The sequence below is a fragment of the Vibrio sp. Of14-4 genome (assembly GCF_022347625.1).
In the GTDB taxonomy this organism is placed as follows: Bacteria; Pseudomonadota; Gammaproteobacteria; order Enterobacterales; family Vibrionaceae; genus Vibrio; species Vibrio pristinus.
The window spans coordinates 21195-44655 of the sequence record NZ_JAKRGI010000026.1 but is presented as its reverse complement, the minus strand read 5'-3'; the positions used below and the strand labels follow the sequence as shown (position 1 = coordinate 44655).

Here is a 23461-nt window from a genome sequence, read left to right as displayed (position 1 = left end):
AAGCCAGCGAATAGCGCAAACAAAAAGGCACGCAAACCAGCCAGCAAAGCCTCTCAAACTAAGGGTTCTAAACAGCAAGCTTCTCAGAACAAGAAGCGGCCCAAAGCGCGTTCTACCAAGCATGTGAAAGCCAATGCTGGGCTAGACGATAAGCCTAAATCTTTGTCTGCCACTATAGCCGGTGGCCTTGACGATACCGCTCAGCTAACCGGTTTTGCGAGCGATATGTTGGCGTCTTTGGGCATTGAGGAACTAGACTCAGTTACCCAAGGTTTACAGACCATTTCCGAGGCGGCGACGTCAATGGGAGAGGTTTTCTCTGATTCAGAAGCTGAGCTTGCTGAAGATGTTACTTCCCAGAAAAAGAACACCACCCAAAAGGTTAAGAAGAAAAGGAAGAATAACCCACCTCATACTAGCTCTACCAAAACCAATAAGAAGCGCAATACAGGGGTTGCTAAGTTAACAAACTTGGTTGCAGGTGGACTAGAAGACCCAGCTAAAGTGACTGGTCTAGTGGGAGATGCACTTGAAACTATTAAATTACCCCAAATGCCCAAAGCGGCAGGACTGTTTCGTCCTCTTAAAATGGGACTAGATGCTATCAATATCGCTAAAAGTATTAATGAAGGCGATACAGCATCAGCCGTTGAAAGTGGCGGTGGGTTATTAGGAGGCATGGGGGGAGCTGCTGCAGGAGCCGCTTTGGGAACTATGATACTGCCAGGGGTAGGCACTATAGTCGGTGCCACTATTGGCGGTATGTTGGGAGACTCTGCGGGTTCTGATATCGCCTCTGGCTTGTTTGATTGGTTTTCGAAAGATGACTTACCCAATAAATCTGAGGAAATAAAAGCAGCGCAAATTCAAAAGGTAGAACAGGCGCAAAAGCCAAACGTGACTTTCTCTCCTGTGGTTCAGGTAACGGGTGCTGAACAACCCGAAAAAACGGCGGCTTTGACTGCGGACGCAATACAACAAGCCTTAGCGCAATTTGCTCGCGAACATGGCCTAGATTCTGACAATCTTACTCAAGATTTTGAACACTCACTGGTGAACTAATGCAGCACTTAGCACTTAACGATCATGTGTTAAGCGTAGTGAAAGGCAATCCACTAGAAGAACACTCGTATGACTCTTCTGCTGGATGGTCTGATTTTGACGCTATACACAGCCCACGGCAAGACCCAACTGCAAACCCTTTGGATAACTGGACACTGAACCTTGTTGCCTTCACTGGCAACGGGGAAAGTGAAGCACAGGCTCTGCGAACCATGATGAAGTCACATGAAATCATTACAGTCACAGATGGCACAGGGCAAAAGTGGGGCCGATTTACTCTTCGTAATATCAAAACCAGCTACACACGCATCGTTGAAAAAGGCCAAGCCCAAATTGTCAAAATGACCCTGACGTTAAAGGAATATCGACAACAAGATGAAAACCCGAGCAAAACCGTACGAAACCGTTAATACCTTACTTTATCGGGTGTTTGGTGTGGACTCTGACGATCTTGAAGAAGAGTTTTACAGACTTAATCCCACTCAGAACACCCCTTTTTTAAGGGCTAACCAAGAAATAGAGCTTCCTTATCTCGAGGAGGATTTAGAAACTACAAGCGATGATATTATTGTATGGACGTAATTGATATCAAAGGTGATGGAGCGGCAAGTTTGATGCCGCTTCTAACCAACTGGTCGTTGTCGGACAGTGAAGGTATGCAGTCTGATCGGTTATCATTAACCTTTTCTGGCACGGAGTCACAAACTCTTATTCCTAAAAGTGGCACTGAATGGCGTGTATTTATCGATGGTGAGAAAAGGGGAGTTTACCAAATCTCTGCGATATCTGAGTATCTACATCCGGTCAAATTGGTTGTGCAATTGACTCCTGCCATTTTTTGTGTGGCGGACGAAAAGGGCTTCAAAGAGCCAAGGCGACGAACCTTTCCACCAGCAAGAATACAAGATGTGGTTAAAGCAGTAATGGAACCACATGGTTATGAAGTACGTGTTTGTCCCAAGTTTGCGTACAAGCCAACCGAGCACCTCAATCAGAATGAGGAAACAGACTCAGCTTTTATTGCTCGTTTAGCAGCAAAGCACGACGCTATTGCCAAGCCGATTGATCGTATGTATGTGTTTGGTCAGCGCGGCAGCCTGAAAACTCTATCCGGTAATGAGCAGCCTGTGGTGACCATTACTCCGCAAGATGTACAACAAGGCAGTGCGAAATTAGCCCATCCGAGCTTTGTGCGCTTTAACGGCGTTAAAGCACATTGGCAAACACCTGAGACGGGCATAAGTGACATTCAAGTGATTGGTTCTCAGCCTTACTTTAGTATTAAAGAAGTGTTTAAACATCCTGATGAAGCTCAAGTAGCAGCAGAGGCGAAGTTGGCGGAATTTAAGCGCAAAATACAAAGGTTTAGCGCTACTTTGCGCGGTCAGCCTGGCTTATTTGCTGAGTCAGTAATGATATTACAAGGCTTTCAATCTCCTCGTGCAAAAGGTCACTGGTCGGTCGACAACGTGACATTATCTGGCACCCGTACTTCCTACACTATTCAAGTTGAAGCGACTCGGCCTATATAATTATAAGGAGGTATTATGAAATACCCTGAATCATATTTAATTGCATTTAACAGAGTAATAGGCCACGAAGGTAAATATCAGAATTCGTATTACGACCGTGGAAATTGGACAAGCGGAACTGTGGGTAAAGGTATTCGTAAAGGCACTAAGTTTGGTATTTCGGCCATGAGTTACCCGAGCCTGAATATTAAGCAATTAACCATAGAGCAAGCTAAAGCTATTTATTATCGTGATTTTTGGTTGAAATTAGGCGGAGATAAAGTCCATAAAGCCGTTATGTATCAGCTTTTTGACGCCGCGATTCATCATGGCAGCTGGCGAGCTGTTCAGTTTCTGCAACGTTCTGTAGGCGCTAAAGATGATGGCCACTATGGTGTAAAAACCCATGCTGCGGTAAAAGCGGCAGACCATAATGATCTTCTTCTGAAGTTTTTAGCCGAACGTTTGGACTTTATGAAAGAGGTTAAAACCTGGTCACTGTTTTCACGCGGATGGTCACAGCGTATTGCCGATAACTTGCGCCTTGCAGCGAGTGATAACTGAATAGTATTGTGTTTTATAAATACATTTAATATGAAATCACATTTAATCTTATAATTGATAATATTTATTGTGCTATTCCTTGCTGATAATAACTCAATCTTCGATGAAGATCATTCTTATTCAATGTCGGTTTTAATAATACTACCTTTCTTGATGGCCTTGCTGACTTTTGTCTGCTTGTGATTGTTTAGTTTATTTAACCAGAGGTATTGGAAAAGCTATTGGCTTTTTGTTTGTATTTGGCTTATGCCAAAAATAAGCTGGATGATAATCCCATAAACTTTAATTGGAAATATATGCCATTCCTGAAATTATTTATAGAAATGTTAAAAATTGCACCTTATTTAGTTGATAGCTACCAAGATCAACGTAGAGATAAAGTAAAAAAAAATAGCAATAAGTACAAGGAGCGTATTAATGAAAACCCTATCGAAACTTTTAGTGATGACTTTGGTCCCGCTGCTGGTAGCGTGCAGCTCGATAAGAGTATCCGACGTAAACTGCCCTCCGACGCCAAAAAATCTTGAGTGGTATACGGTTAATGATAATGGTGAGCAAGGGGTCTATTTACCTGAACAAAGTTTTAAAGACCTACAACACTACATTGCTCAGCTCAAATTATGTAGTGCTAATTACATATAACACTTGGCCCAACTGGTATGACGTTGGGCCTTAATTCCTGTTGCTTAAATTAGACTGCCTCGTCTCCCGTTAAGTTTTGTAAAGCCCTTTCAATTTTCCTTTCTATTTCGATGAACAAGCAGACTAGATGGGCTTGTTCCCAGTTGGTGGCAGCCTCACTCCCGCAAGCAGCCAAGCCTTTTATGCTCTCCAGTAAATCCAAGCTTTCCTCATTACTCATAAAGTTACTCCTGTCATTGAGAAATACTTCCACTCTATTGTGGTGGGATTTATCCAACCAATAAACATTGAGATTAGAATGAAAACTATTAGCTGTGGCATTTTGGTTTTTTTATAATACTTTTCTAATATAAGGTTAAATAAAGTCATGTTTTCCTAGCTTAATTTTTATTATATAAAATTTCCCATATTCCTTTATTAACTAATTGGCATATAGTTAAATTTCATAATATAGGAAACGCATAGCACTTAAATACCTTCAACTCTATAAATCTCTTTTTAGTCATATTAGGGATTGAACAATCACATCAAGGTAGGCGTATGTCGCACCATGACTTAATGCTGGTTATAAAAAGAAGGCGTGAACGTGACCAATTTACACAAATGGATATGGCAAAGGCGATAGGTGTTAGTCGCCGACATTATGTTCGATGTGAGTCAGGAAAAGCAGAATTGAAGCTGTCACAATTTGTCAATGCGATGAAGTTTTTAAACATCACCTATTTGGACTTAGCTTTAGACTTGCTTAATTTAAAACCAGTGATGGCATGTGATGTTGCGGCAGCAGCACGGACGCTCAGTGCTGCTGCCCGTAGGTCGTTAGTGGAGTTTATGATGAAAAATTATCATGATAGAAAAAAGACTAATTAATAATGCAGGCATTTGACTAATGGCTTCTTTAAGCTTCGCTTGTGAGTTCTGCGTGGTTTATGTGTTGTTGGCATTCTCTTCCTAGCTGTTCGATAACTTGAAAACAGAGAGATAAAGTAGCGTGATCTATTTGGTTTGCTGCTTCTCCCGCTGCAATTGCAACGGCTGTGAGTTGCTGTACTTTTACGTCCGCACACTGAATGTGCTCGGTTGCATCAAAGTTCATTGTTACCTCGGTAAAGAACAGGATAAGTACTGTATATTTAAACAGTATTTTGATTTTATTTCCATGTTTTTATAAAGAAAAATTGATGATTACTAAAGATTTTTTTGCTTGCTGAAAGTTGTTCTAACTAGGCTGAAACTTGTACCAAGTAAAGGCTGATTAAATGGCGATCTTGAGCTCTAAGCCTTGGTATAAAATCGATTAGATAGCGAGTGATATTTTGTGCTTGGCAATCGTACAAGCCAACTGAAACATTCTTGATTCGTCAGATGCGTAAACTTGTGATAAAGATTTCTATTGCAGATGCCTAGTCAAATTGCTGCACTGGTCAATATGTTTTATCTTGGCAATTACACTTTGTGACATGAACAGCTTCTAAGGAGCATAGGATGACTATTCAGAGCTTTATTCCTCCCAAGCGTATTCTTATGGGACCTGGTCCATCGGATATTTCACCGCAAGTATTGCAAGCATTAAGTCGCCCCACTATCGGCCACCTTGATCCGCTTTTTGTTAACATGATGGATGAATTGAAACAGCTCCTTAAATACGCGTTTCAAACCGACAATGAGTTTACGATAGCGGTCTCAGCGCCCGGAAGCGCAGGCATGGAAGCATGTTTTGTTAATCTGATTGAACCGGGCGATAAAGTGATAGTGTGTCGCAATGGTGTATTTGGAGAGCGAATGCGCGAAAATGTGATTCGCGCAGGAGGAAGCGCCGTTGTTGTTGATGACAATTGGGGCGAGTCAGTCTCTTTGGATAAAGTAGAGAGCGCTCTTAAAGCACATCCTGATACTAAGATACTGGCTTTTGTTCATGCGGAAACGTCGACAGGTGCGCAGAGTGATGCGAAGGCTCTGGGTAAATTAGCAAAACAATATGGCGTCTTGACTATTGTTGATACTGTTACATCACTGGCTGGTATACCTCTAAAAGTTGATGAATGGCAGTTAGATGCTGTGTACTCGGGCAGCCAGAAATGCTTATCTTGTGTGCCCGGGCTATCTCCGGTTACTTTCTCACCGCTTGCAATTGAGAAAATTCAATCGAGGCGCACTCCGGTACAAAGTTGGTTTTTAGATCAAAGTTTGGTACTGGGGTATTGGAGTGGCAAAGGTAAGCGCAGCTACCACCATACCGCTCCAGTAAACAGTCTATACGCTCTGCATGAGTCTTTAGTTATGCTGAAGAATGAAGGGCTTGAAAACACATGGAAACGCCACCAAGAGATGCACAATAAACTTAAGAATGGCCTTGATAAATTGGGCTTTGAGTTTGTTGTTGAACCAGATGTACGCTTACCGCAGTTAAATACCATTTTGGTACCTCAAGGTATAGATGATGTTAGAGTCCGAGGACAGCTGTTAAACCAGTACAACCTTGAAATAGGTGCTGGGTTAGGGGAGTTAGCAGGTAAGGCATGGAGAATAGGGCTTATGGGCTATGGTGCGAGAAATGAAAATGTATCGCTATGCTTAAGGGCGTTAGAAGAAGTTATGGCTTTATAAATGGCAACAATTCTATCGGGCGGTCTATTCGACCGCCATTACTTACTCTGATAGTTGATTGATGTCTGGCTTGAGCGCATCTATAGTTGGGGCAATATATTGAACGTTAGAAAAATCATGTTTAGGGAATAGATACTGCGCTTCGCTACGTACTTGCTCTGCTCTAACCGTGTCCCCTAATCCTTGATAGGCGATAATTAGGTTATTGTATAGTGCTGGCCTTGGTTTGTTTCTAATGGTTTTCAATGACCAATCTATATAGGGCTGGATATAGTTAGCTTCTTGCTGAAGTAGTCCTTTATTGAGGTAAGTGCTGTAAATATCCCAATCGTACCTGTCTTTCCATAGGATAGGGTTTGTGACCTTTTCAAGAAGCTTTGGATCTTTGACAGTCGAAGTTTCAAACCTAGTCAGTATGTAGTTAGTATGTAAAGCGGTGAGCATATAGAAACTGACAATAACAGGGGTGATTAAACTCATCACTCTAAGAGAAGTTCTTGTGATAAAAGTAATTGAAGTACTTCGGTATGAACGTGCCCGTTGATCAACCCAAAAAAGTAAAATGATAAATGTTATCCAATGGATTGCCGAGTGGTAGAAAGGGTATTCGAGTTGGCTATGTAATACGATAGGAACAAACAAAGCAAACATTGCAAGCCGAGTTCCTTTCTTGGCATTGTAGATCCTTAATAACACAATTATGGCTGCAATAATGATAGCTAAAACGGGTAGTAGCCCACCTTCAACGCCCCAAAAAAGCAATTCATTGTGAGGGTGATCTAACGAAGGAAAGCCAGGATCGTAATTGGCATTCAACTGATGCTGTCGAGCAGTGTAAGTGATATATTCTGGTTCAAATCGGCCATAACCATAGCCAGTAAAGGGCTTTTCAATCAACATATGTAATGATTGTGGGAAGAACAGAGATCTAGCTTTATCGCTTCCCCTAGCTTTCTCTGTCATAAGTTTCGTTTCACCAGTTAGTGCGGTGATGCTACTACCAATAATGAGTCCTATTAAAATTGAAACAATCCAGCCCCAGAATCGTTTCGGAGTTGCGAACTTATAGATATAAGGTAATAGTAATAACACAGCTAAAAAGCCACTTACCCAGCCTGTTCGAGAAGCGAGAAATAGTATTAATGGAATAGTTAACGCAGGCATCAGATAGAGAAATGAAACTTCACTTATCTTAGTGTGATATTTTTTGGGATGCTTGGTAAGCAGATAACCGGACAGAGCTAGGCCAGTTACAAGAAAGCTAGCCATAACATTAGGCTGCTGAAAAATCCCATAGGGTCGATTGACGCTAGTACTATAGCCAAAAGCATTGTTAGGCTCGAGCATCAGATATTGTATCCAGCCAAATAAAGCCTCAATCAAGACGGCGATAGCAATAAACCATAGTAAGCGCTGTTTTTGTTTGTTACTGAATCGAAATTGCTGGAGCAATGAAAATAAAGCCATGCCAGACCATAGTCCAAACAATCTACCCAATGAGAGAGAAATATCTGACTTTGGATAGAAAACAGGGAGAGTTAACAATACGCAGCAAATAAATAAACCTATGGTAAGTTTGTTGTATCTTATGAACCCTTGGGTACCTATCTGATAAAGTCCTATTGCCAAAGATATGCTAACCGCAATCCATGTTGTTGTGTTGAACGACAATTCAAGTCCAGAACCACCTGGGTTAGGCATGAACACATGCATGCCAAGAAGAAAAATGATCGCAATGGAGGCAAGAAAAGGTTTAGTCATTGGCAACTTAGGTTTCTGGGGTTCCAAATTTGTGCCAGTAAGGTGAGTACTTGCCATTGGTTAATATCCTTGAAAGATAACAGACCAAAGGTGGCCTGTTATGCTGAGTTTTTGTTTATTTTAACATAGGCTTGAGAAACCTTGCTGTGTGAGAGCCAGTTATTTTAGCGACATCTTCTGGTGTGCCTTGAGCAATAATCTCTCCTCCTCCTTGTCCCCCTTCTGGTCCTAAATCGATGATCCAGTCTGAGGTTTTGATTACATCGAGGTTATGCTCAATGACAACCACTGTATTACCGTGATCTCGAAGGCGGTGAAGTACTGTGAGCAGCTGCTGGATATCATGAAAATGAAGACCTGTGGTAGGTTCATCCAAAATATACAATGTTTTTCCAGTGTCTCTCTTCGAAAGCTCTCGGGCTAGCTTTACTCGTTGCGCTTCGCCTCCTGATAAGGTTGTTGCGGCTTGACCAAGACGGATATAAGACAGCCCGACATCGATTAAGGTTTGCAACTTTCGAGCAATAACAGGGACAGGATCAAAAAATGCGCGTGCATCTTCGACTGTCATGTCTAGAACTTGGTCAATGGTTTTGCCTTTGTAATGCACCTCTAAGGTTTCGCGATTATAGCGCTTACCCTTACACACATCACAAGGAACGTATACATCTGGTAAAAAGTGCATCTCAACTTTTATGACACCATCGCCCTGACAAGCTTCACACCTTCCTCCGCGAACATTGAAGCTAAAGCGTCCGGGTTTGTAACCACGCGAACGTGCTTCTTGGGTTCCAGCAAACAATTCTCTAATTGGAGTAAAAATACCTGTGTAAGTCGCTGGATTTGAACGTGGAGTGCGCCCTATTGGGCTCTGGTCAATATCAATGACTTTGTCAAAGTGTTCCAGACCCGTTATTTTTTTGTATGGGGCTGGCGTGGTAGTGGTTGCTCCATTGAGCTGGGTGTGAGCGATTTTAAAGAAAGTATCATTGATTAATGTTGATTTTCCAGAGCCAGATACGCCGGTAATACAACTAAATAGGCCTACTGGAATGTCTAATGTGACATCTTTTAGGTTGTTTCCTGATGCGCCGCTAAGTGTTACTACTTTATTCTCATCTTTTGGCGTACGCTGACTGGGTATAGTGATTTCTTTCTTTCCACTTAGGTACTGTCCTGTGAGGGATCTTGGTGTTGCGATAACGTCTTCCACTGTGCCTTGTGCAACTACTTCTCCACCATGCACCCCAGCACCTGGGCCGATATCAATCACATGATCAGCCATTTTTATTGCATCTTCATCGTGTTCGACGACCAGTACTGTATTACCTAGATCACGTAGGTGAGTTAATGTTTTTAATAGTCGTTCATTATCACGTTGATGTAGGCCAATTGATGGCTCATCAAGCACATACATCACGCCAACTAACCCTGCACCTATTTGGCTTGCTAGTCTGATACGCTGAGCTTCTCCACCAGAGAGTGTTTCTGCACTTCGTGAAAGGTTGAGGTAATTTAGGCCTACGTTGACTAAAAATTGCAGGCGATCATTCACTTCTTTCATCACCTTTTCTGCTATTTGAGCTCGTTGACCTTCCAATTTCAGTGACTCAAAGAATCCCAGTGCATCCGCAATGCTAAGTTCGACAATTTCAGGTAGGCTGGTTTCACCAATAAAGACATTTCTAGCTTCGAGTCTTAAGCGGCTTCCATCACAGCTACTGCAAGTTCGAGTGGAAATATATTTAGCAAGATCTTCTCGAACGGAATTGGATTCAGTATCTCTATATCGGCGCTCCAAATTATTTAAAATACCTTCAAAAGGGTGACGTTTAACTCTGAGATCACCTCTGTCATTGATGTACTTAAACTCTATCTCAACTCTTCCTGAGCCTTTAAGAATAATATCCTGAATTTTATTTGAAAGGGAATTAAAAGGAGCGTCTAGGTCAAATTTGAAATGATCAGCCAGTGAAGACAACATTTGAAAGTAATAGTAGTTCTTTTGATCCCAACCTCGTATAGCGCCTTTTGCAAGACTAAGGTTATCATCAATCACTATCCTTTGAGGATCAAAGTATTGCTGAACACCCAGTCCATCACAGGTATGGCAAGCTCCTGCTGGGTTATTGAATGAGAATAATCTGGGCTCGAGTTCTTGCATACTGTATCCACAATGTGGGCACGCAAAATTGGCAGAAAAAATGATTTCTTCTCCATCGCCTTCCATTGAAGTGACAACAGCAATACCTCCTGACAACTCAAGTGTCGTTTCGAAAGACTCAGCCAGCCTTTGCTGAAGATCTTTACGCACCTTAAATCGGTCAACGACCACTTCAATGGTGTGCTTTTTATGTAGCTCCAGCGTTGGGGGATCGGACAAGTCACAAATTTCACCGTCAATTCTAGCTCGAATAAAACCTTGTGCTGCTAGATTTTCAAGTGTTTTAACATGCTCTCCTTTACGCTCCTTAATGATAGGAGCGAGTAGCATCATTTTTGAGCCTTCAGGGAGTTCGAGTACTTTGTCGACCATTTGCGAAATGGTTTGGGCACTAAGTGGAACTTGGTGCTCTGGGCAGCGTGGCTCTCCAACTCGTGCATAAAGCAAACGAAGATAGTCATAAACTTCAGTTATGGTCCCTACCGTTGAACGAGGGTTATGAGAGGTTGATTTTTGTTCAATAGAAATGGCCGGAGATAAGCCTTCAATATGATCGACGTCAGGTTTTTCCATTAATGACAAGAATTGCCGAGCATAGGCAGAAAGGGATTCTACGTAGCGACGCTGCCCCTCTGCATAGAGAGTGTCAAAGGCTAGGGACGACTTACCAGAACCAGATAACCCAGTAATAACGACAAGCTTATCGCGTGGGATGGAGAGGTTAACATCTTTGAGGTTGTGAGTACGTGCACCGCGAATATCGATCTTATCCATTACTATCGCCCAATGTAAAATAAGTGGGCTAAGTATTACATAGAGTGATTGATGTTCAAAGAAAATACTGGATAAAAAAACAGTGACCTATATCTATTAAGCTATAGGTCACTGTTTAGTAATATAACTACGACTCTTTGGTTGTCGATTGTTTATCCAGCTCAGACTTTTTGCTGTCTCTAAGGTATAGATTTTCAAAGCAGTAGTTGGTTGCTTCGATATAACCTTCAACGCTTCCACAATCAAAGCGCTTTCCCTTAAATTTATACGCAAGTACACAACCAGCTTGTGCTTGCTTTAATAGAGCATCGGTTATTTGAATCTCGCCACCTTTTCCTGGCTCCGTATTCTCGATTAGCTCAAAAATATCGGGTGTTAAGATATAGCGACCTATGATGGCTAAATTACTTGGTGCTGTTCCAGGTTCTGGTTTTTCAACCATGTTGTCAATGCGATAGATATCATCTTTGATCATCTCGCCTGAGATAACTCCGTACTTATGAGTTTCATCAGCAGGCACTTCTTGAACCGCGACAATCGAGCAGCGAAACTGCTTAAATAGCGCCACCATTTGTGCCAAAACACCGTCTCGATAGTTAACGCATAAATCGTCAGCTAAAACCACAGCAAAAGGTTCATCACCAATCAATTCACGGCCAGTCAATATAGCATGCCCCAATCCTTTCATTTCACGTTGACGGATATAGGTGAAATTGGCACTGTCAATAATGTCACGAATATCAACGAGGAGTTCTTCCTTGTTGGTACCACTGATCTGGTGCTCTAATTCATAGTTCTTGTCAAAGTGATCCATGATTGAATGTTTGCCACGGCCAGTCACAATGCACATGCCGTTCATTCCAGCTTGGATTGCTTCTTCAACACCATACTCAATAAGGGGTTTGTTGACGACTGGCATCATCTCTTTTGGCATTGATTTGGTTGCTGGTAGAAAGCGTGTGCCATAGCCTGCAGCCGGAAAGAGGCACTTTTTAATCATGATAATACCTATGTCATCAATTGTTCTAAAAAATCGGCGATACTATAGCATTTTTTATTCCATTACTAAATTTTAATAAAGCTGATTTGAGCTCCTTGACTCATATTTAAGACAGCATATGCTGATTAGCCCAAGCAATTGCCTGCACTCTGTTTTTTACTGATAGCTTTTTAAAAATCTGATAAAGGTGCGACTTTACAGTGAATTCACTGATAAACAGGTCGTCCGCAATTTGCAGGTTGGAAGCTCCCGTTTTTAGACAGCGTAAAATCTGGATTTCTCTTGAGGTTAGGTCGACCGTTGCTGGAGAAGTTTGACTCAGTATGACGTGTCTATAATAGTGAATCAGTTGTGCTGTGACTTTACGTGGCAACCAATTTTGACTATTGATGACTTCTCCACATCCTCGAGCAATCGACTCTATAGATTCATGGCGATAAAATAGGGCTTTTATATTCCCAAAGCAGAGTATTTCCTCGGTAGTTAGCCGTTTTTCTACATTAAATAAAATCGTTTCAAACATTTTATTGGAGAGTGGTAGATCACGAATTTGATTGTTTAGTGTTTGGTAATTCTGATGATCTATCATCAATATCTTATGCTTGTGTAGTTGCATCGCATACATGAGGTCGTTAGGCTCAATATAAGGAATTTCAACGCACAGCTGTTTTTGGACTTGATCGATGACAGGATCATTTTGCTGATTTTTTTCGGTGAGAAAGTAAATCGTTCGAGCATAGATGTTTTTAGCCATAGAAGTTTATCATCACACTTAATTGAAACATGCCCACAGAGTGAAGGAGAATGTTTCAAAGTGCGAATCTTGATCATAGTATTGCGTTAAGTTTCATATAAATAAGTAAACTTCAGATCTATCAATCACGTAGTGACCTATGTTTATTCTAGAATAGTGAACGAGTATTGGTGGGAAAGGTCCATTGCATGGATTGCAATTTGTTCATGGACTAAAGCGTGTTATCCTTGTTGTTTATGTGTTAGTGAATCAATTTAGACGGAGCGAAACATGGCGAGCCGTGGAATCAACAAAGTTATATTAGTCGGTAATCTGGGCTCTGATCCAGAAGTACGTTATATGCCAAATGGTGGCGCCGTTGCAAATATTACAATAGCGACCTCTGAAAGTTGGCGTGATAAGACGACAGGAGAGCAGCGCGAGAAAACAGAGTGGCATCGTGTGTCTCTGTTTGGCAAGTTAGCTGAAGTAGCTGGTGAGTATTTACGCAAAGGTTCCCAAGTTTATATTGAAGGTCAACTTCAGACGCGCAAGTGGCAAGACCAGAATGGCCAGGATCGTTATTCAACAGAGGTGGTGGTTCAGGGCTTCAATGGTGTTATGCAAATGTTGGGTGGTCGTGCTCAAGGCGGTGCACCAGCTCAAAGTATGGGGCAACCGCAACAGCAAGGTGGTTGGGGTCAACCTCAACAGCCTGCAATGCAACAAAACCAAGCTCCTCAAGCACAGCAAAACTATTCTCAGCCCTCGAATCAAGCGCCCAGCCAGCCTCAGTATAATGAGCCGCCGATGGATTTTGATGACGACATCCCATTCTAACTGTCTGAATCTTGAAAAAAGCCGCGAATTTCGCGGCTTTTTTATATAGTAAAAAAATAAACTTATCATTGAGTATAATCAGAGTTCATTTCCCCATTGTTTAGGACTTTGAGCTAATAATTTCCATGAAAAGGAATTCGTCATCTATGAGGTATACACCTACCTTAAAGCTGAGCACTCGCTTAGTTGCTTTTGTTACCCTTATTGTCATTAGTGCGATGTTTATTTTGTTTTTAGGTGGAACCCTTTCATTCAAACGCTTGGGGCAAGAATACCTTGAGCATTCATTGCAAGGTATTGTTGAGGTCTTAGATAAGGAACTGGAAGATCCAGATGCAGCGGATTCGCTACAGCGATGGATGCCTAAAATGCTCAGAGCTTCAAATATCATAGAAATGGAGCTTCTGTCTGATAATGGCGCTATTTACCGCTATATAGATACTTCTTCTACTGTCGAACCTGAATTGCTCTATGACACTGAATACAAGTTGGAGCGAAACCCTGACTACCGCCTTCATTTTAAAGCTGTTCCTCCATATATAGGTTATGGCTATTCTCTTGAAGCCTTGTGGTCCATTACTCTAGCTGTCATTTTGATTATTTTCTGTCTTGTTCGTGGAGTAAAATGGTTAAAGGAACAGCTGGCGGGATCTGAGCTGCTTGAGGAGCGAGGAAGAATGATCCTTGCAGGGCGCGTAGAACAATATGCGAAAGGCGACATTAAAGAATGGCCTTACACGGCTAGTGAAGCTTTAGATAGTCTAATCGAAGAATTACAAGATGCTCGCCAAGAACGCAGCCGCTTTGACACCTTTATCCGTACTCAAACCTTTTTGGATCAACTAACCGGAACGGCTAACCGAGTTTTATTTGATAGCAAACTTGAGGCTGCTTTATCTGAACACGGTTCTCATGGTGGTGTTTTACTGCTGCGTATTGATGATTGGGAGCAGTTGCGAGAAGAGTCAGGTAAACAAATAGCTGATGACTTTGTGATAAGTATTGGTGAGAGTCTAAATAATATTATTCAACGCTATCCAGATGTGATTTTATCTCGATACTATGAATCAGACTTTGCTATCTTCGCACCTCACCTGAGCAGTAAAGATGTATCCAACATTGCCACAAGCAGCCTCAATCAATTAACTAAATTGCAAGCTCCAGCACCATTAGAAAAGGATAATTGGGTACATATAGGCATTGCTATGTATCGAGAGGGAGAAAGCCAGGAGCGAATTTTAGATGAAGCGGAAACTGCTTTAAAAAGTGCTCAGTTACAACGCGTCAATACGTGGAATAAGTTCAAGAAACGTCAATCCCAAGATGAAGAACGAGGCAATGTGCGTTGGCGAACCTTGTTTGATTTATCTATCCAAGCAGACAAGTTGGTTATCTATTACCAGCCTTGCTATTTATTGGATTCCCATAAAGAAAGAATATTTGACCATAATGAAGTATTTATCAGGCTCAATGAGCCTGATAAAGGGCTGATTAAAGCTTCTCGATTTAGTTCAGCTATTGAATCTGTTGGTTATGAAGCGGTATTGGATCGCGAAGTATTCACATCTGTTATAAAATTTCTGAAAGTATCATCAAAATTAATATGTTACGCTATTAATATTCATGTGGTTCCATTTGCAGATAAAAGTTATCTGAAGTGGTTTCAGTATGAACTACTACAATTGACTTCAAGACAACGTAAACAGTTAGTGTTTGAATTTGCTGAGGCAAGATTGGTTAAACACTTGGACTATATGAGACCAGTAATAAAAATGATAGCCGGATTGGGGTGTAGAGTCGCTGTTGGACAAGCGGGCCGCTCTATAGTTAGTACTCACTATCTCAAAGATCTCCCAATTGATTTCCTTAAACTACATAGAAGTTTAGTTAAGCAAATCGATCAGCGTGATGAAAACCAACTGTTTGTTCGAAGTCTATTGGGAGCCTGTGAAGGACTCAAAACACAAGTTATTGCTGTTGGTGTGGACAACAAACAAGAATATAAAACCATGATTCGTTTAGGTGTCCAAGGAGTTCAAGGGCGTTATTTTCAGCCGGAACAACAGTTGTTGCCAACAGTGACACCAAAAACAAAAGCGTTGATGCCCAGTCAAGTTAAAATCGGGCGTCGCAATCGGTGGCGAAAAGTTAGCGGTAAATGAATATTCAGTCATTAATAGAAAAGTTCAAATCTAACAATCAAGTACGTAACTGCTTGACCGTTGTCGTTTTGCCAGGCGAACTGTATTTTTCACGGCTAGATAAGCATGATCTAGCTTCCAAAGTCGCGGTCGAAGGAACCTCTTGGCAAGATACCTTGCGTAGTACGCTTGATGAGCTTGATATTTCCAATTTGACTCTCGACTTAGTGCTCAACTCAAAGCTTTACCAGACATATCAAATCGATAAACCCAACATCCCCGCAACGGAACTAACTGGAGCATTGCCCTTTTTATTAAAAGATCTAATCAGTGAAAAAGTGACGGATATTATTGCCGATGCGACAGAACTGCCAGCTGGCAACAAGCTGCAGGTTTATGTGGTGGCGAAGAGCCTGATTATTGAGTTGCAACAAATGCTATTGGCACTAGATATACAACTCGGGCGAGTCTTAGTTGAAGATGAAGTATGGGGCGCTTCAGCGCCTGAAGAGAAAAGCTTTTTGCTGTTACAGCGAAGTAAACAGCGGAGTTTTAGAGTCAGTGCCTTTGTTGAACAACACTGTGCTTTCCAGAGAACCATGCGTGGAATCGCCTCACCACTAACAGGTGTAGCAACCAGTGTTCTGCAACTGGATGGTATTGCGTTGGAGTTGCAGCGATCTATCGATTATCTTTCATCACAACTAAGAGGTACCTCTTTGCACAAAATGAAAGTGTGTTGTGATGAAGAAGAATTACATGACTTAGTGGAAGCATTAAATGAGCGCCTAAATGTCAGTGTGTCTGCCTTAACAGAAGCATCGTGTGAGTCGGGAGAAGTCTTAGTTAAATTTGTCTCTGATTTAGGATCGGATGCAATTAACTTGTATCCAGAGTCACTTAAACCTAAGGCCGAATATTTTACGCTAGCTAATATAGCCATAGGTTGGGCCCTTGTTTCGGGCTTTTTGCTCACAATAATCGGTTATCTCTACTTTCAGCATGCGTATTTAAACGGTGATCTTGAAGAGTACCTTAGTCAACAGCAGCAAGCAGAGCAAAAATTATCTGAACTTAATCAGAAGCTTGCCAAACACAAGCCTTCTGCTGCCAAGATTGCGGCGGTTGAAAGACTCAAAACAGATATCCAAGCTAAACAAGCTTCACTAAAAGCGGTGGCCAAGTTTGATGAGTCTCAGCAGTTGGGGTATTCAGGAGTAATGAAAGCCTTGGCTAAATTAAGCCGCCAGGACATTTCTCTTAATCGTATCTTTATTGATGCCGATACTATGGATATACAAGGTTTTGCTCGTGAGCCTAAAGCGATACCAAATTGGGTCGGCCAGTTTCAATCAGAGGTCAACTTAGTCGGTCGCACATTTGAGCAATTGCGTATTGGACGTAACGACCAAGACATAGTCACTTTTGAATTAAACAGTCAGCGGGAGCGGGAGTGATGCATCCTCTATTGATTCAACTGGATACTAAGTTTAAAGCTCTAAACCAGAGAGAAAAGCTTTTGTTGGCTATATGCGGTTTAGTCGTCATTACTTTGACAATGTCGGCTTTGCTCATCGAGCCTTTGGCAAAATCAAATCAGGAATTAGAACGCCAAGTCACCTTGACATCGCAAAACCTCCAAAGGCTAGAAGCAGATATATTGATAGTAACTGCTAAGCTAAACAAAGATCCTAATGAAAACTTGAACAAAGAATACAAGAAGCTTCTCACTGAGAGTCAAAGGTTATCCGAGCAACTCGCTTTAATAATGGAAGACTTTATTTCACCCAGCGAAATGGCTCAGTTGTTAGACGAGGTACTTGCTGAAACTCAAGGATTAAAGTTGGTGCTACTGGAGTCGTTGCAACCCAAACCAATAATGGAGGCTGATAATCAAAATCAGACTGGTTATTTCATGCATCCGGTGAGAATAGAACTTACCGGTGGTTATTTTTCAATCCTAGCTTATTTAACCACATTGGAGACTATGCCGGTCAATTACTATTGGAGTAGCTTTAACTATGTAGTCGATGCTTACCCTAACGCACGGGTAACCCTAGAGGTTTACACTCTAGGTACAAGACAGGAGTTTATTGGTGGGTAGAGTACTAGTTAGCGCACTGTTTGTTTATTCTTGTGTGGCGGTTGCATCTCAAGACCCCACCGCACCGCTTGGTTGGCAAAAGCCTGATTCAATAGAAGCAAAAAGTAAGAAAAAACAGCAACCTTTGCCTAAACTGCAAAGTATAGTGTGTATAAATCAAGTTCAATGCCGAGCGGTATTGAGTGATAAGGCTGTATTGGTTGGTGATACAGTAAATGGTTTTAAAGTCAGTCAGATTGAAGCTCAATCGGTGACGATTTCTCGTGGAGGAAAGCAATGGAAGCTAAAAATTTTTACTCAAAGCATCAAAAATTAAGGTAATTTGTATTGTATGCGTAAACTCGTTTTAGCAGTTGTTGTTGCGTTATTATCTGGTTGCTCAATGGGGCATCGTGATCCTGTTGAAATAAAAGATGAGCTTGACGAGGCGATTGGTGGTCTTGGCGGGCTAGAAACATTGCCTCCTTCTGTTGAAGCAGATTTAATGCCGGAGCTTGACCAAGCGGGTTTGCTCGAATCAAAAACGGTAAAGCGTTTCAGAATACAGGCAAATGAGGTCGAAGCGAAAGCTTTTTTCACCAGTTTAGTAAAGGGTACGGAGTACAGTATCGCTCTGCACCCAGATGTATCAGGTACCATCACAGTCAACTTACTCGACGTGTCACTCGACGAGGTCTTGTCTGTGGTTAGGGATCTATACGGTTACCAAGTTGAGACAAGTGGCAAGGTCATCCACATATATCCTGCTGGGCTAAGAACTGTCACCATTCCAGTTGATTACCTACAGTTTAAACGAAGTGGCCGCTCAAATACCTTTATTACCACTGGCACTATCACCAACACGAGTTCATCGACTTCGTCATCAAGTGACTCAGATAGTTCCACCTCCTCTACAACCAGTTCTGCGAAAGGTGGAACAGAGATTGAAACCACCAGCGAAAGTGACTTTTGGCCACAACTTGAGCAGGCGGTAAGTCAGTTGATTGGTTCGGGGGAAGGTCAAAGTGTCGTCATCACTCCACAAGCGGGAATTATCACAGTTAGAGCTTTTCCAGATCAAATACGTGAAGTGCAAAACTTTATTGGTGTATCTCAGCAAAGACTGCATCGCCAAGTGATCCTAGAAGCGAAAATTTTGGAAGTCACATTAAGTGATGGTTATCAGCAAGGCATTGACTGGTCAAAAGCTTTTACATCGAATGGCACAAACTACCAATTTGGTCAGGGCAGTCCAACCAATCCCGTACCAGATTTACCGGGCTTAGACTCGATCGGCTCTTTACTTGGCGGTCCTGGAAATTTGGTGATATCTAGTGGCAGCTTTGATGCCGCGATTAGTTTTATGTCCACACAAGGCGATCTCAATGTGCTCTCTAGTCCAAGAGTGACGGCATCAAATAATCAAAAAGCAGTCATCAAAGTCGGCAACGACAGCTATTTTGTTACTGATTTTTCGAGCAATACTAGTAGTGGAACGACAGCTTCTGATACTAGTACTGATATCGAACTCACGCCTTTCTTCTCAGGTATTTCCTTAGATGTGACACCACAAATCGATAATGATGGAAGCGTCTTACTTCATGTTCACCCTGCTGTCATTGATGTTAAGGAAGAGAGCAAAGATATTACCAACGGTACTGATAAGGTAACACTGCCCGTTGCGACAAGCTCGATTCGCGAATCGGACTCTGTGATCCGGGCTCGAGATGGTGATGTTGTCATCATTGGCGGCTTGATGAAATCCAATACTTTTGACCAAACCACCAAAGTGCCCTTCTTGGGCGATATACCTGGGCTAGGCCATTTATTCCGTAATACAACTCAAATAACAGAGAAAACAGAGTTAGTGATTTTACTTAAACCAACCATAGTTGGTGTGAATACATGGCAAAAAGAATTGGAGCGTTCACGAGATCTACTTGAAGAATGGTTCCCAGATGAGCAATAACTGTCTATGTATCTTGAAAACTTTGGTCTAACCCAACTTCCCTTTCACTTGACCCCAAATACAGAATTATTCTTAGGTTTGGAGCCTCACTATGAGGCTATTCAGACGGTGCATTCTGCGATTCAAATGGGTGAAGGTTTAATCAAGGTCACAGGTGAGGTGGGGACAGGAAAAACAATGGTATGTCGCATTTTAGTCAATCAATTAGATAAAGAGGTGCAACTGGTTTATCTACCTAACCCTGCTCTTGATGGGGATGAGTTACGTAGAGCGATTGCCACTGAACTTGATGTGATACCTACCGATAGCACCACGCTTGTTGGAGATATTCAAGCTAAACTCATAGAACTAGCCCGAATGGGTGAGCAAGTGGTTTTATTCGTTGATGAGGCTCAGGCATTGAGTGATGAAGCGCTGGAAGTGTTGCGTTTGTTTGGAAATTTAGAGACAGAGCACAGCAAATTACTACAAATTGTTTTGCTCGGTCAACCTGAACTAGATGTTCGCTTGGAGCAACACCACCTGCGTCAGTTTAGACAGAGAATTACTTTTAGTGCTCAGCTACGAAGACTCACTTTGTCTGAAGTGGTGGCCTATATTGATAACAGACTGGAAAAATCAGGTGCTGAAAATGAGTTATTTACACTCGGACACAAAAAAGCGATTTGGAAAGCAAGTCGAGGAATACCGAGATTGATTAATCAAATTTGTCACAAGTGTTTAGTGCTAGCATCTAGCCAAGGGTATGAAATGGTGCATAACCGGCATTTGTATAGTGCTATTCATGATACTTATGACAGTTGTAAACCCAAATTTAAAAGCCCGTTGATATGGGGGTGGAGCATATCATGAGTGTAATTAATAATGCGCTTTCTGAGCTTGCTAAAGGTCACTCGCAACAGTCTGAGCCAGTGGTTAAAGCGCATATCCAACCGATTAAACAGCGCAAAGTATTTCCTTGGGTTGTTGGTAGCTTTACGTTAAGCCTTGCCGTTGGTGGCTGGACTCTCTCCGCTCAATCTCCACTTGAAAAGGAGCAAGTATCAAGGTCTGAAACCCCATCACCAATGCCTGAAAAAGTACTGTCGCCTACGTCCAAACCTTCGGTGAGTACTGACACTATTTACACAGCGGATTCCACAAATCTAACCACTGAAAAAAAACGCGCTGTTACCAGCCTGAGTACAACTCCTTCAAGGGTCTCACAGTCCAGAGCGTATAAGGTTACTCAGGTTGCAAAACCTATCCAACATGCGCCAGCTCAATCAGGTGAAATGGTGATCCACCAAGTTGAATTAACGCCAGTACAGTTGGCAGAAAAGGCTCAGCAGAGAGCAAGCAAAGCATTAGACAATAATAATCTTGAACAAGCATTAGATGAATACCAGCTTTCTCTTCGTTATGAACCCAGCAATATTGAAGTACGCAAGAAGTTGTCAGCTTTGTATTACGGTAAAGGGGATGTGAGAAGGGCAGTTGAAATACTAAACAAAGGGATTCAAATTGATAAAGAATCGGCGGTTCTCAGGTTGTCTCTTGCCAAGTTACTTATTAAAGAAAATCAAAATGATGCTGCGCTAACGGCTTTAGTTCATGTTCCAACAAATGCATCTGTTGATTACATCTCACTGAGAGCAGCATTGGCACAGAAGTCGAATCGTGATGACATAGCACTAAATAGTTATCAAAGCCTAGTGTCTCTGGATCCTGATTCCGGCCGCTGGTGGTTGGGGTTAGGTATTCAGCAAGAAAGAGCCCTGGATTTACCCAGCGCTGAAGAAGCGTACCAACAAGCCCTAAGTAAACTTGGTCTATCGAGTCAATCTCAACAGTTTATTCGCGATCGTTTGGCTCTTATACATAAGTTAGAGGATCGGCCTGATGCAAATTAAACTAAGAAAGCGTCTTGGTGACCTATTGGTTGAAGAAGGTATTATTACCGAACCGCAGGTAGAAGAAGCGCTAGCGGCGCAAAAGAGCTCAGGTAGAAAATTAGGTGATACACTGATTGAGCTGGGCTTTTTGACTGAGAGCGATATGCTCAACTTTTTATCTCGGCAGCTAGATATCCCTTTGATTGACTTAGCCAGAGCGCATGTCGATGTTGATGCAGTGCAAATCTTGCCTGAGGTTCATGCACGTCGACTGCGCGCAATGGTGATTGGCCGTCAAGACAATACACTCAGAATTGCGATGAGCGATCCTGCAGATCTATCGGCTCAGGAAGCTTTACTCGATCAACTGTCACAATACACTGTTGAATTCGTCATTACGCCGGAAAAACAGTTAGTTGATGGCTTTGATCGCTACTACAGGCGCACTAAAGAAATTGCGTCCTTTGCCGAGCAATTGCAGGCTGAGCATCAGGTTACTGACTCATTTGATTTCAATATTGAAGATGAAGATAGTGATGAAGTTACAGTAGTCAAACTGATCAACTCTTTGTTTGAGGATGCGATTCAAGTCGGAGCCTCGGATATTCATATTGAACCAGATGCCGATGTACTGCGTTTGCGCCAACGTATTGATGGCGTACTACATGAAACTCTGCTTAACGAAGTGAATGTCGCGCCAGCACTGGTGTTACGACTTAAACTGATGGCTAATCTGGATATTTCAGAAAAACGTTTGCCGCAGGATGGGCGTTTTAATATTCGCTCCAAAGGGCAATCAGTAGACATACGTATGTCTACCATGCCAGTGCAGCACGGTGAATCTGTGGTAATGCGTTTACTTAACCAGTCCGCTGGAGTGCGCAAGCTTGAAGAGTCTGGCCTACCAGAACATCTATTAGAGCGCCTAAGGCGCCAGCTGAAGCGTCCACATGGCATGATATTGGTTACGGGGCCGACAGGTTCAGGTAAAACCACCACGCTTTACGGTGCATTAACAGAGCTTAACCAGCCGGGCAAAAAAATCATCACGGTAGAAGACCCTGTCGAATATCGCTTGTCGCGGGTTAATCAAGTTCAGGTAAACCCCAAAATAGATCTCGATTTTGCCACAATCTTGCGCAGTTTTCTGCGTCAAGATCCAGATATTATTCTTGTAGGGGAGATGCGTGATCAAGAAACGGTTGAAATTGGACTGCGAGCAGCACTAACCGGGCATCTGGTGTTAAGTACCTTGCACACCAATGATGCTGTAGATAGCGCGCTGCGTATGATGGATATGGGAGCGCCAGGGTATCTTGTGGCGAGCGCAGTGCGAGCGGTTGTCGCCCAGCGACTAGTTCGCAAGGTATGCCCAGACTGCAAAACAGATGACAAATTAGAAGAGGCCAAAAAACAATGGCTAGCGCAGCGTTTTCCTAATCAAGAACAAGCGTCATTTGTTAAAGGACGAGGCTGCCAAAATTGTAACCTAACAGGGTATCAAGGCAGGATAGGTGTGTTTGAAATGCTCGAATTAGAGCATGAGATGATGGATATGTTAAGGGCCGGGGATGCCGTTGGGTTTGCGTCTGTTGCTCGCCAAACTGAAAGTTATAAACCCCTGCTGGCATCGGCGATGGAACTGGCTTTACAAGGTGTGGTGAGTTTGGATGAAGTAATGACGCTTGGGGAAGGCGATGCGTCAGGCTCTGTCGATGCTATTTATCTGTAGGGTG

The 23461-nt window shown here is 42.3% G+C and carries 22 protein-coding genes and 1 pseudogene; 17 read left to right on the top strand and 6 right to left on the bottom strand.

Annotated elements, in window-relative coordinates; all coding sequences use genetic code 11:
* The 6 genes and pseudogenes from MHN79_RS19015 to MHN79_RS18990 form a co-directional block, all read left to right on the top strand.
* Positions 1–1062 (top strand): annotated as a pseudogene (locus MHN79_RS19015) (hypothetical protein); the annotation flags it as partial.
* A complete protein-coding gene (locus MHN79_RS19010; RefSeq protein WP_239174322.1) occupies positions 1062–1472 on the top strand; it encodes a phage tail protein in 411 nt (136 codons plus the stop codon). The pseudogene MHN79_RS19015 and the gene MHN79_RS19010, both read left to right, overlap by 1 nt.
* Positions 1438–1644 carry a phage tail protein gene (locus MHN79_RS19005; RefSeq protein ID WP_114787490.1) on the top strand — a complete coding sequence of 69 codons (207 nt, stop codon included), beginning with the start codon at positions 1438–1440 and terminating at the stop codon, positions 1642–1644. Before MHN79_RS19010 ends, MHN79_RS19005 begins: the two co-directional genes overlap by 35 nt.
* Positions 1635–2594 (top strand): contractile injection system protein, VgrG/Pvc8 family, encoded by a 960-nt coding sequence (locus tag MHN79_RS19000; protein WP_239174319.1) that lies wholly within the window; start codon positions 1635–1637, stop codon positions 2592–2594. Before MHN79_RS19005 ends, MHN79_RS19000 begins: the two co-directional genes overlap by 10 nt.
* Positions 2595–2609: 15 nt before the next feature.
* The gene (locus MHN79_RS18995; RefSeq protein WP_239174316.1) at positions 2610–3137 is read left to right on the top strand and encodes a glycosyl hydrolase 108 family protein; all 528 of its coding nucleotides are present in this window, start codon (positions 2610–2612) and stop codon (positions 3135–3137) included.
* A 296-nt stretch (positions 3138–3433) separates the two neighbouring features.
* On the top strand, positions 3434–3664 hold the full coding sequence (locus MHN79_RS18990) for a hypothetical protein (RefSeq protein WP_239174313.1): 231 nt from the start codon (positions 3434–3436) through the stop codon (positions 3662–3664).
* Positions 3665–3828: 164 nt separating this feature from the next.
* Here the strand turns inward: MHN79_RS18990 and MHN79_RS18985 are convergent, their stop codons facing one another.
* A complete protein-coding gene (locus MHN79_RS18985) occupies positions 3829–3999 on the bottom strand; it encodes a hypothetical protein (RefSeq protein WP_239174310.1) in 171 nt (56 codons plus the stop codon).
* A 320-nt stretch (positions 4000–4319) separates the two neighbouring features.
* On the opposite strand from MHN79_RS18985, the gene MHN79_RS18980 reads away from it, so the two are divergent.
* Complete coding sequence (locus MHN79_RS18980; RefSeq protein WP_239174307.1) at positions 4320–4649, top strand: helix-turn-helix transcriptional regulator; 330 nt, start codon at positions 4320–4322, stop codon at positions 4647–4649.
* Positions 4650–4677: 28 nt separating this feature from the next.
* Here MHN79_RS18980 and MHN79_RS18975 read toward each other — a convergent pair whose 3' ends face one another.
* Positions 4678–4875 carry a hypothetical protein gene (locus MHN79_RS18975; protein ID WP_114787485.1) on the bottom strand — a complete coding sequence of 66 codons (198 nt, stop codon included), beginning with the start codon at positions 4873–4875 and terminating at the stop codon, positions 4678–4680.
* A 389-nt stretch (positions 4876–5264) separates the two neighbouring features.
* Here MHN79_RS18975 and MHN79_RS18970 point away from each other — a divergent pair, with 389 nt between their 5' ends.
* Positions 5265–6386 (top strand): alanine--glyoxylate aminotransferase family protein, encoded by a 1122-nt coding sequence (locus MHN79_RS18970; protein WP_239174304.1) that lies wholly within the window; start codon positions 5265–5267, stop codon positions 6384–6386.
* 42 nt (positions 6387–6428) lie between these two features.
* On the opposite strand, the gene MHN79_RS18965 is transcribed toward MHN79_RS18970, so the two are convergent.
* The 4 genes from MHN79_RS18965 to MHN79_RS18950 form a co-directional block, all read right to left on the bottom strand.
* Positions 6429–8204, bottom strand: coding sequence for a PglL family O-oligosaccharyltransferase (locus tag MHN79_RS18965; RefSeq protein WP_239174301.1), 1776 nt, complete (start codon positions 8202–8204; stop codon positions 6429–6431).
* A 58-nt stretch (positions 8205–8262) separates the two neighbouring features.
* Positions 8263–11085 (bottom strand): excinuclease ABC subunit UvrA, encoded by a 2823-nt coding sequence (gene uvrA / locus MHN79_RS18960; RefSeq protein WP_239174298.1) that lies wholly within the window; start codon positions 11083–11085, stop codon positions 8263–8265.
* 127 nt (positions 11086–11212) lie between these two features.
* Entirely contained in the window at positions 11213–12085 is an 873-nt protein-coding gene (gene galU / locus MHN79_RS18955) for a UTP--glucose-1-phosphate uridylyltransferase GalU (RefSeq protein ID WP_239174296.1), read from the bottom strand.
* Between the two features lie 106 nt (positions 12086–12191).
* Positions 12192–12839, bottom strand: coding sequence for a LuxR C-terminal-related transcriptional regulator (locus tag MHN79_RS18950; protein ID WP_160932322.1), 648 nt, complete (start codon positions 12837–12839; stop codon positions 12192–12194).
* 270 nt (positions 12840–13109) lie between these two features.
* Between MHN79_RS18950 and MHN79_RS18945 the strand changes: the two genes are divergently transcribed.
* The 9 genes from MHN79_RS18945 (at position 13110) to MHN79_RS18905 (ending at position 23457) form a co-directional block, all read left to right on the top strand.
* Positions 13110–13658, top strand: coding sequence for a single-stranded DNA-binding protein (locus MHN79_RS18945; protein WP_160932324.1), 549 nt, complete (start codon positions 13110–13112; stop codon positions 13656–13658).
* 146 nt (positions 13659–13804) lie between these two features.
* Positions 13805–15820, top strand: coding sequence for an RNase E specificity factor CsrD (gene csrD, locus MHN79_RS18940; protein ID WP_239174294.1), 2016 nt, complete (start codon positions 13805–13807; stop codon positions 15818–15820).
* Entirely contained in the window at positions 15817–17256 is a 1440-nt protein-coding gene (locus tag MHN79_RS18935; RefSeq protein WP_239174292.1) for an MSHA biogenesis protein MshI, read from the top strand. The genes csrD and MHN79_RS18935 overlap by 4 nt, the downstream gene beginning before the upstream one ends.
* Complete coding sequence (gene gspM / locus MHN79_RS18930; RefSeq protein WP_239174324.1) at positions 17256–17903, top strand: type II secretion system protein GspM; 648 nt, start codon at positions 17256–17258, stop codon at positions 17901–17903. Before MHN79_RS18935 ends, gspM begins: the two co-directional genes overlap by 1 nt.
* Positions 17896–18219: an MSHA biogenesis protein MshK gene (locus tag MHN79_RS18925; RefSeq protein WP_343283936.1), complete on the top strand. Its 324-nt coding sequence runs from the start codon at positions 17896–17898 to the stop codon at positions 18217–18219. Before gspM ends, MHN79_RS18925 begins: the two co-directional genes overlap by 8 nt.
* Before the next feature lie 15 nt (positions 18220–18234).
* Positions 18235–19851 (top strand): pilus (MSHA type) biogenesis protein MshL, encoded by a 1617-nt coding sequence (gene mshL / locus MHN79_RS18920; RefSeq protein WP_239174288.1) that lies wholly within the window; start codon positions 18235–18237, stop codon positions 19849–19851.
* Positions 19852–19857: 6 nt separating this feature from the next.
* Entirely contained in the window at positions 19858–20703 is an 846-nt protein-coding gene (locus tag MHN79_RS18915) for an AAA family ATPase (RefSeq protein ID WP_160932334.1), read from the top strand.
* A complete protein-coding gene (locus MHN79_RS18910) occupies positions 20700–21743 on the top strand; it encodes a tetratricopeptide repeat protein (protein WP_239174286.1) in 1044 nt (347 codons plus the stop codon). Before MHN79_RS18915 ends, MHN79_RS18910 begins: the two co-directional genes overlap by 4 nt.
* Positions 21733–23457, top strand: a complete 1725-nt coding sequence (locus MHN79_RS18905; protein WP_239174284.1) for a GspE/PulE family protein — start codon at positions 21733–21735, stop codon at positions 23455–23457. The genes MHN79_RS18910 and MHN79_RS18905 overlap by 11 nt, the downstream gene beginning before the upstream one ends.
* Positions 23458–23461: the final 4 nt, after the last annotated feature.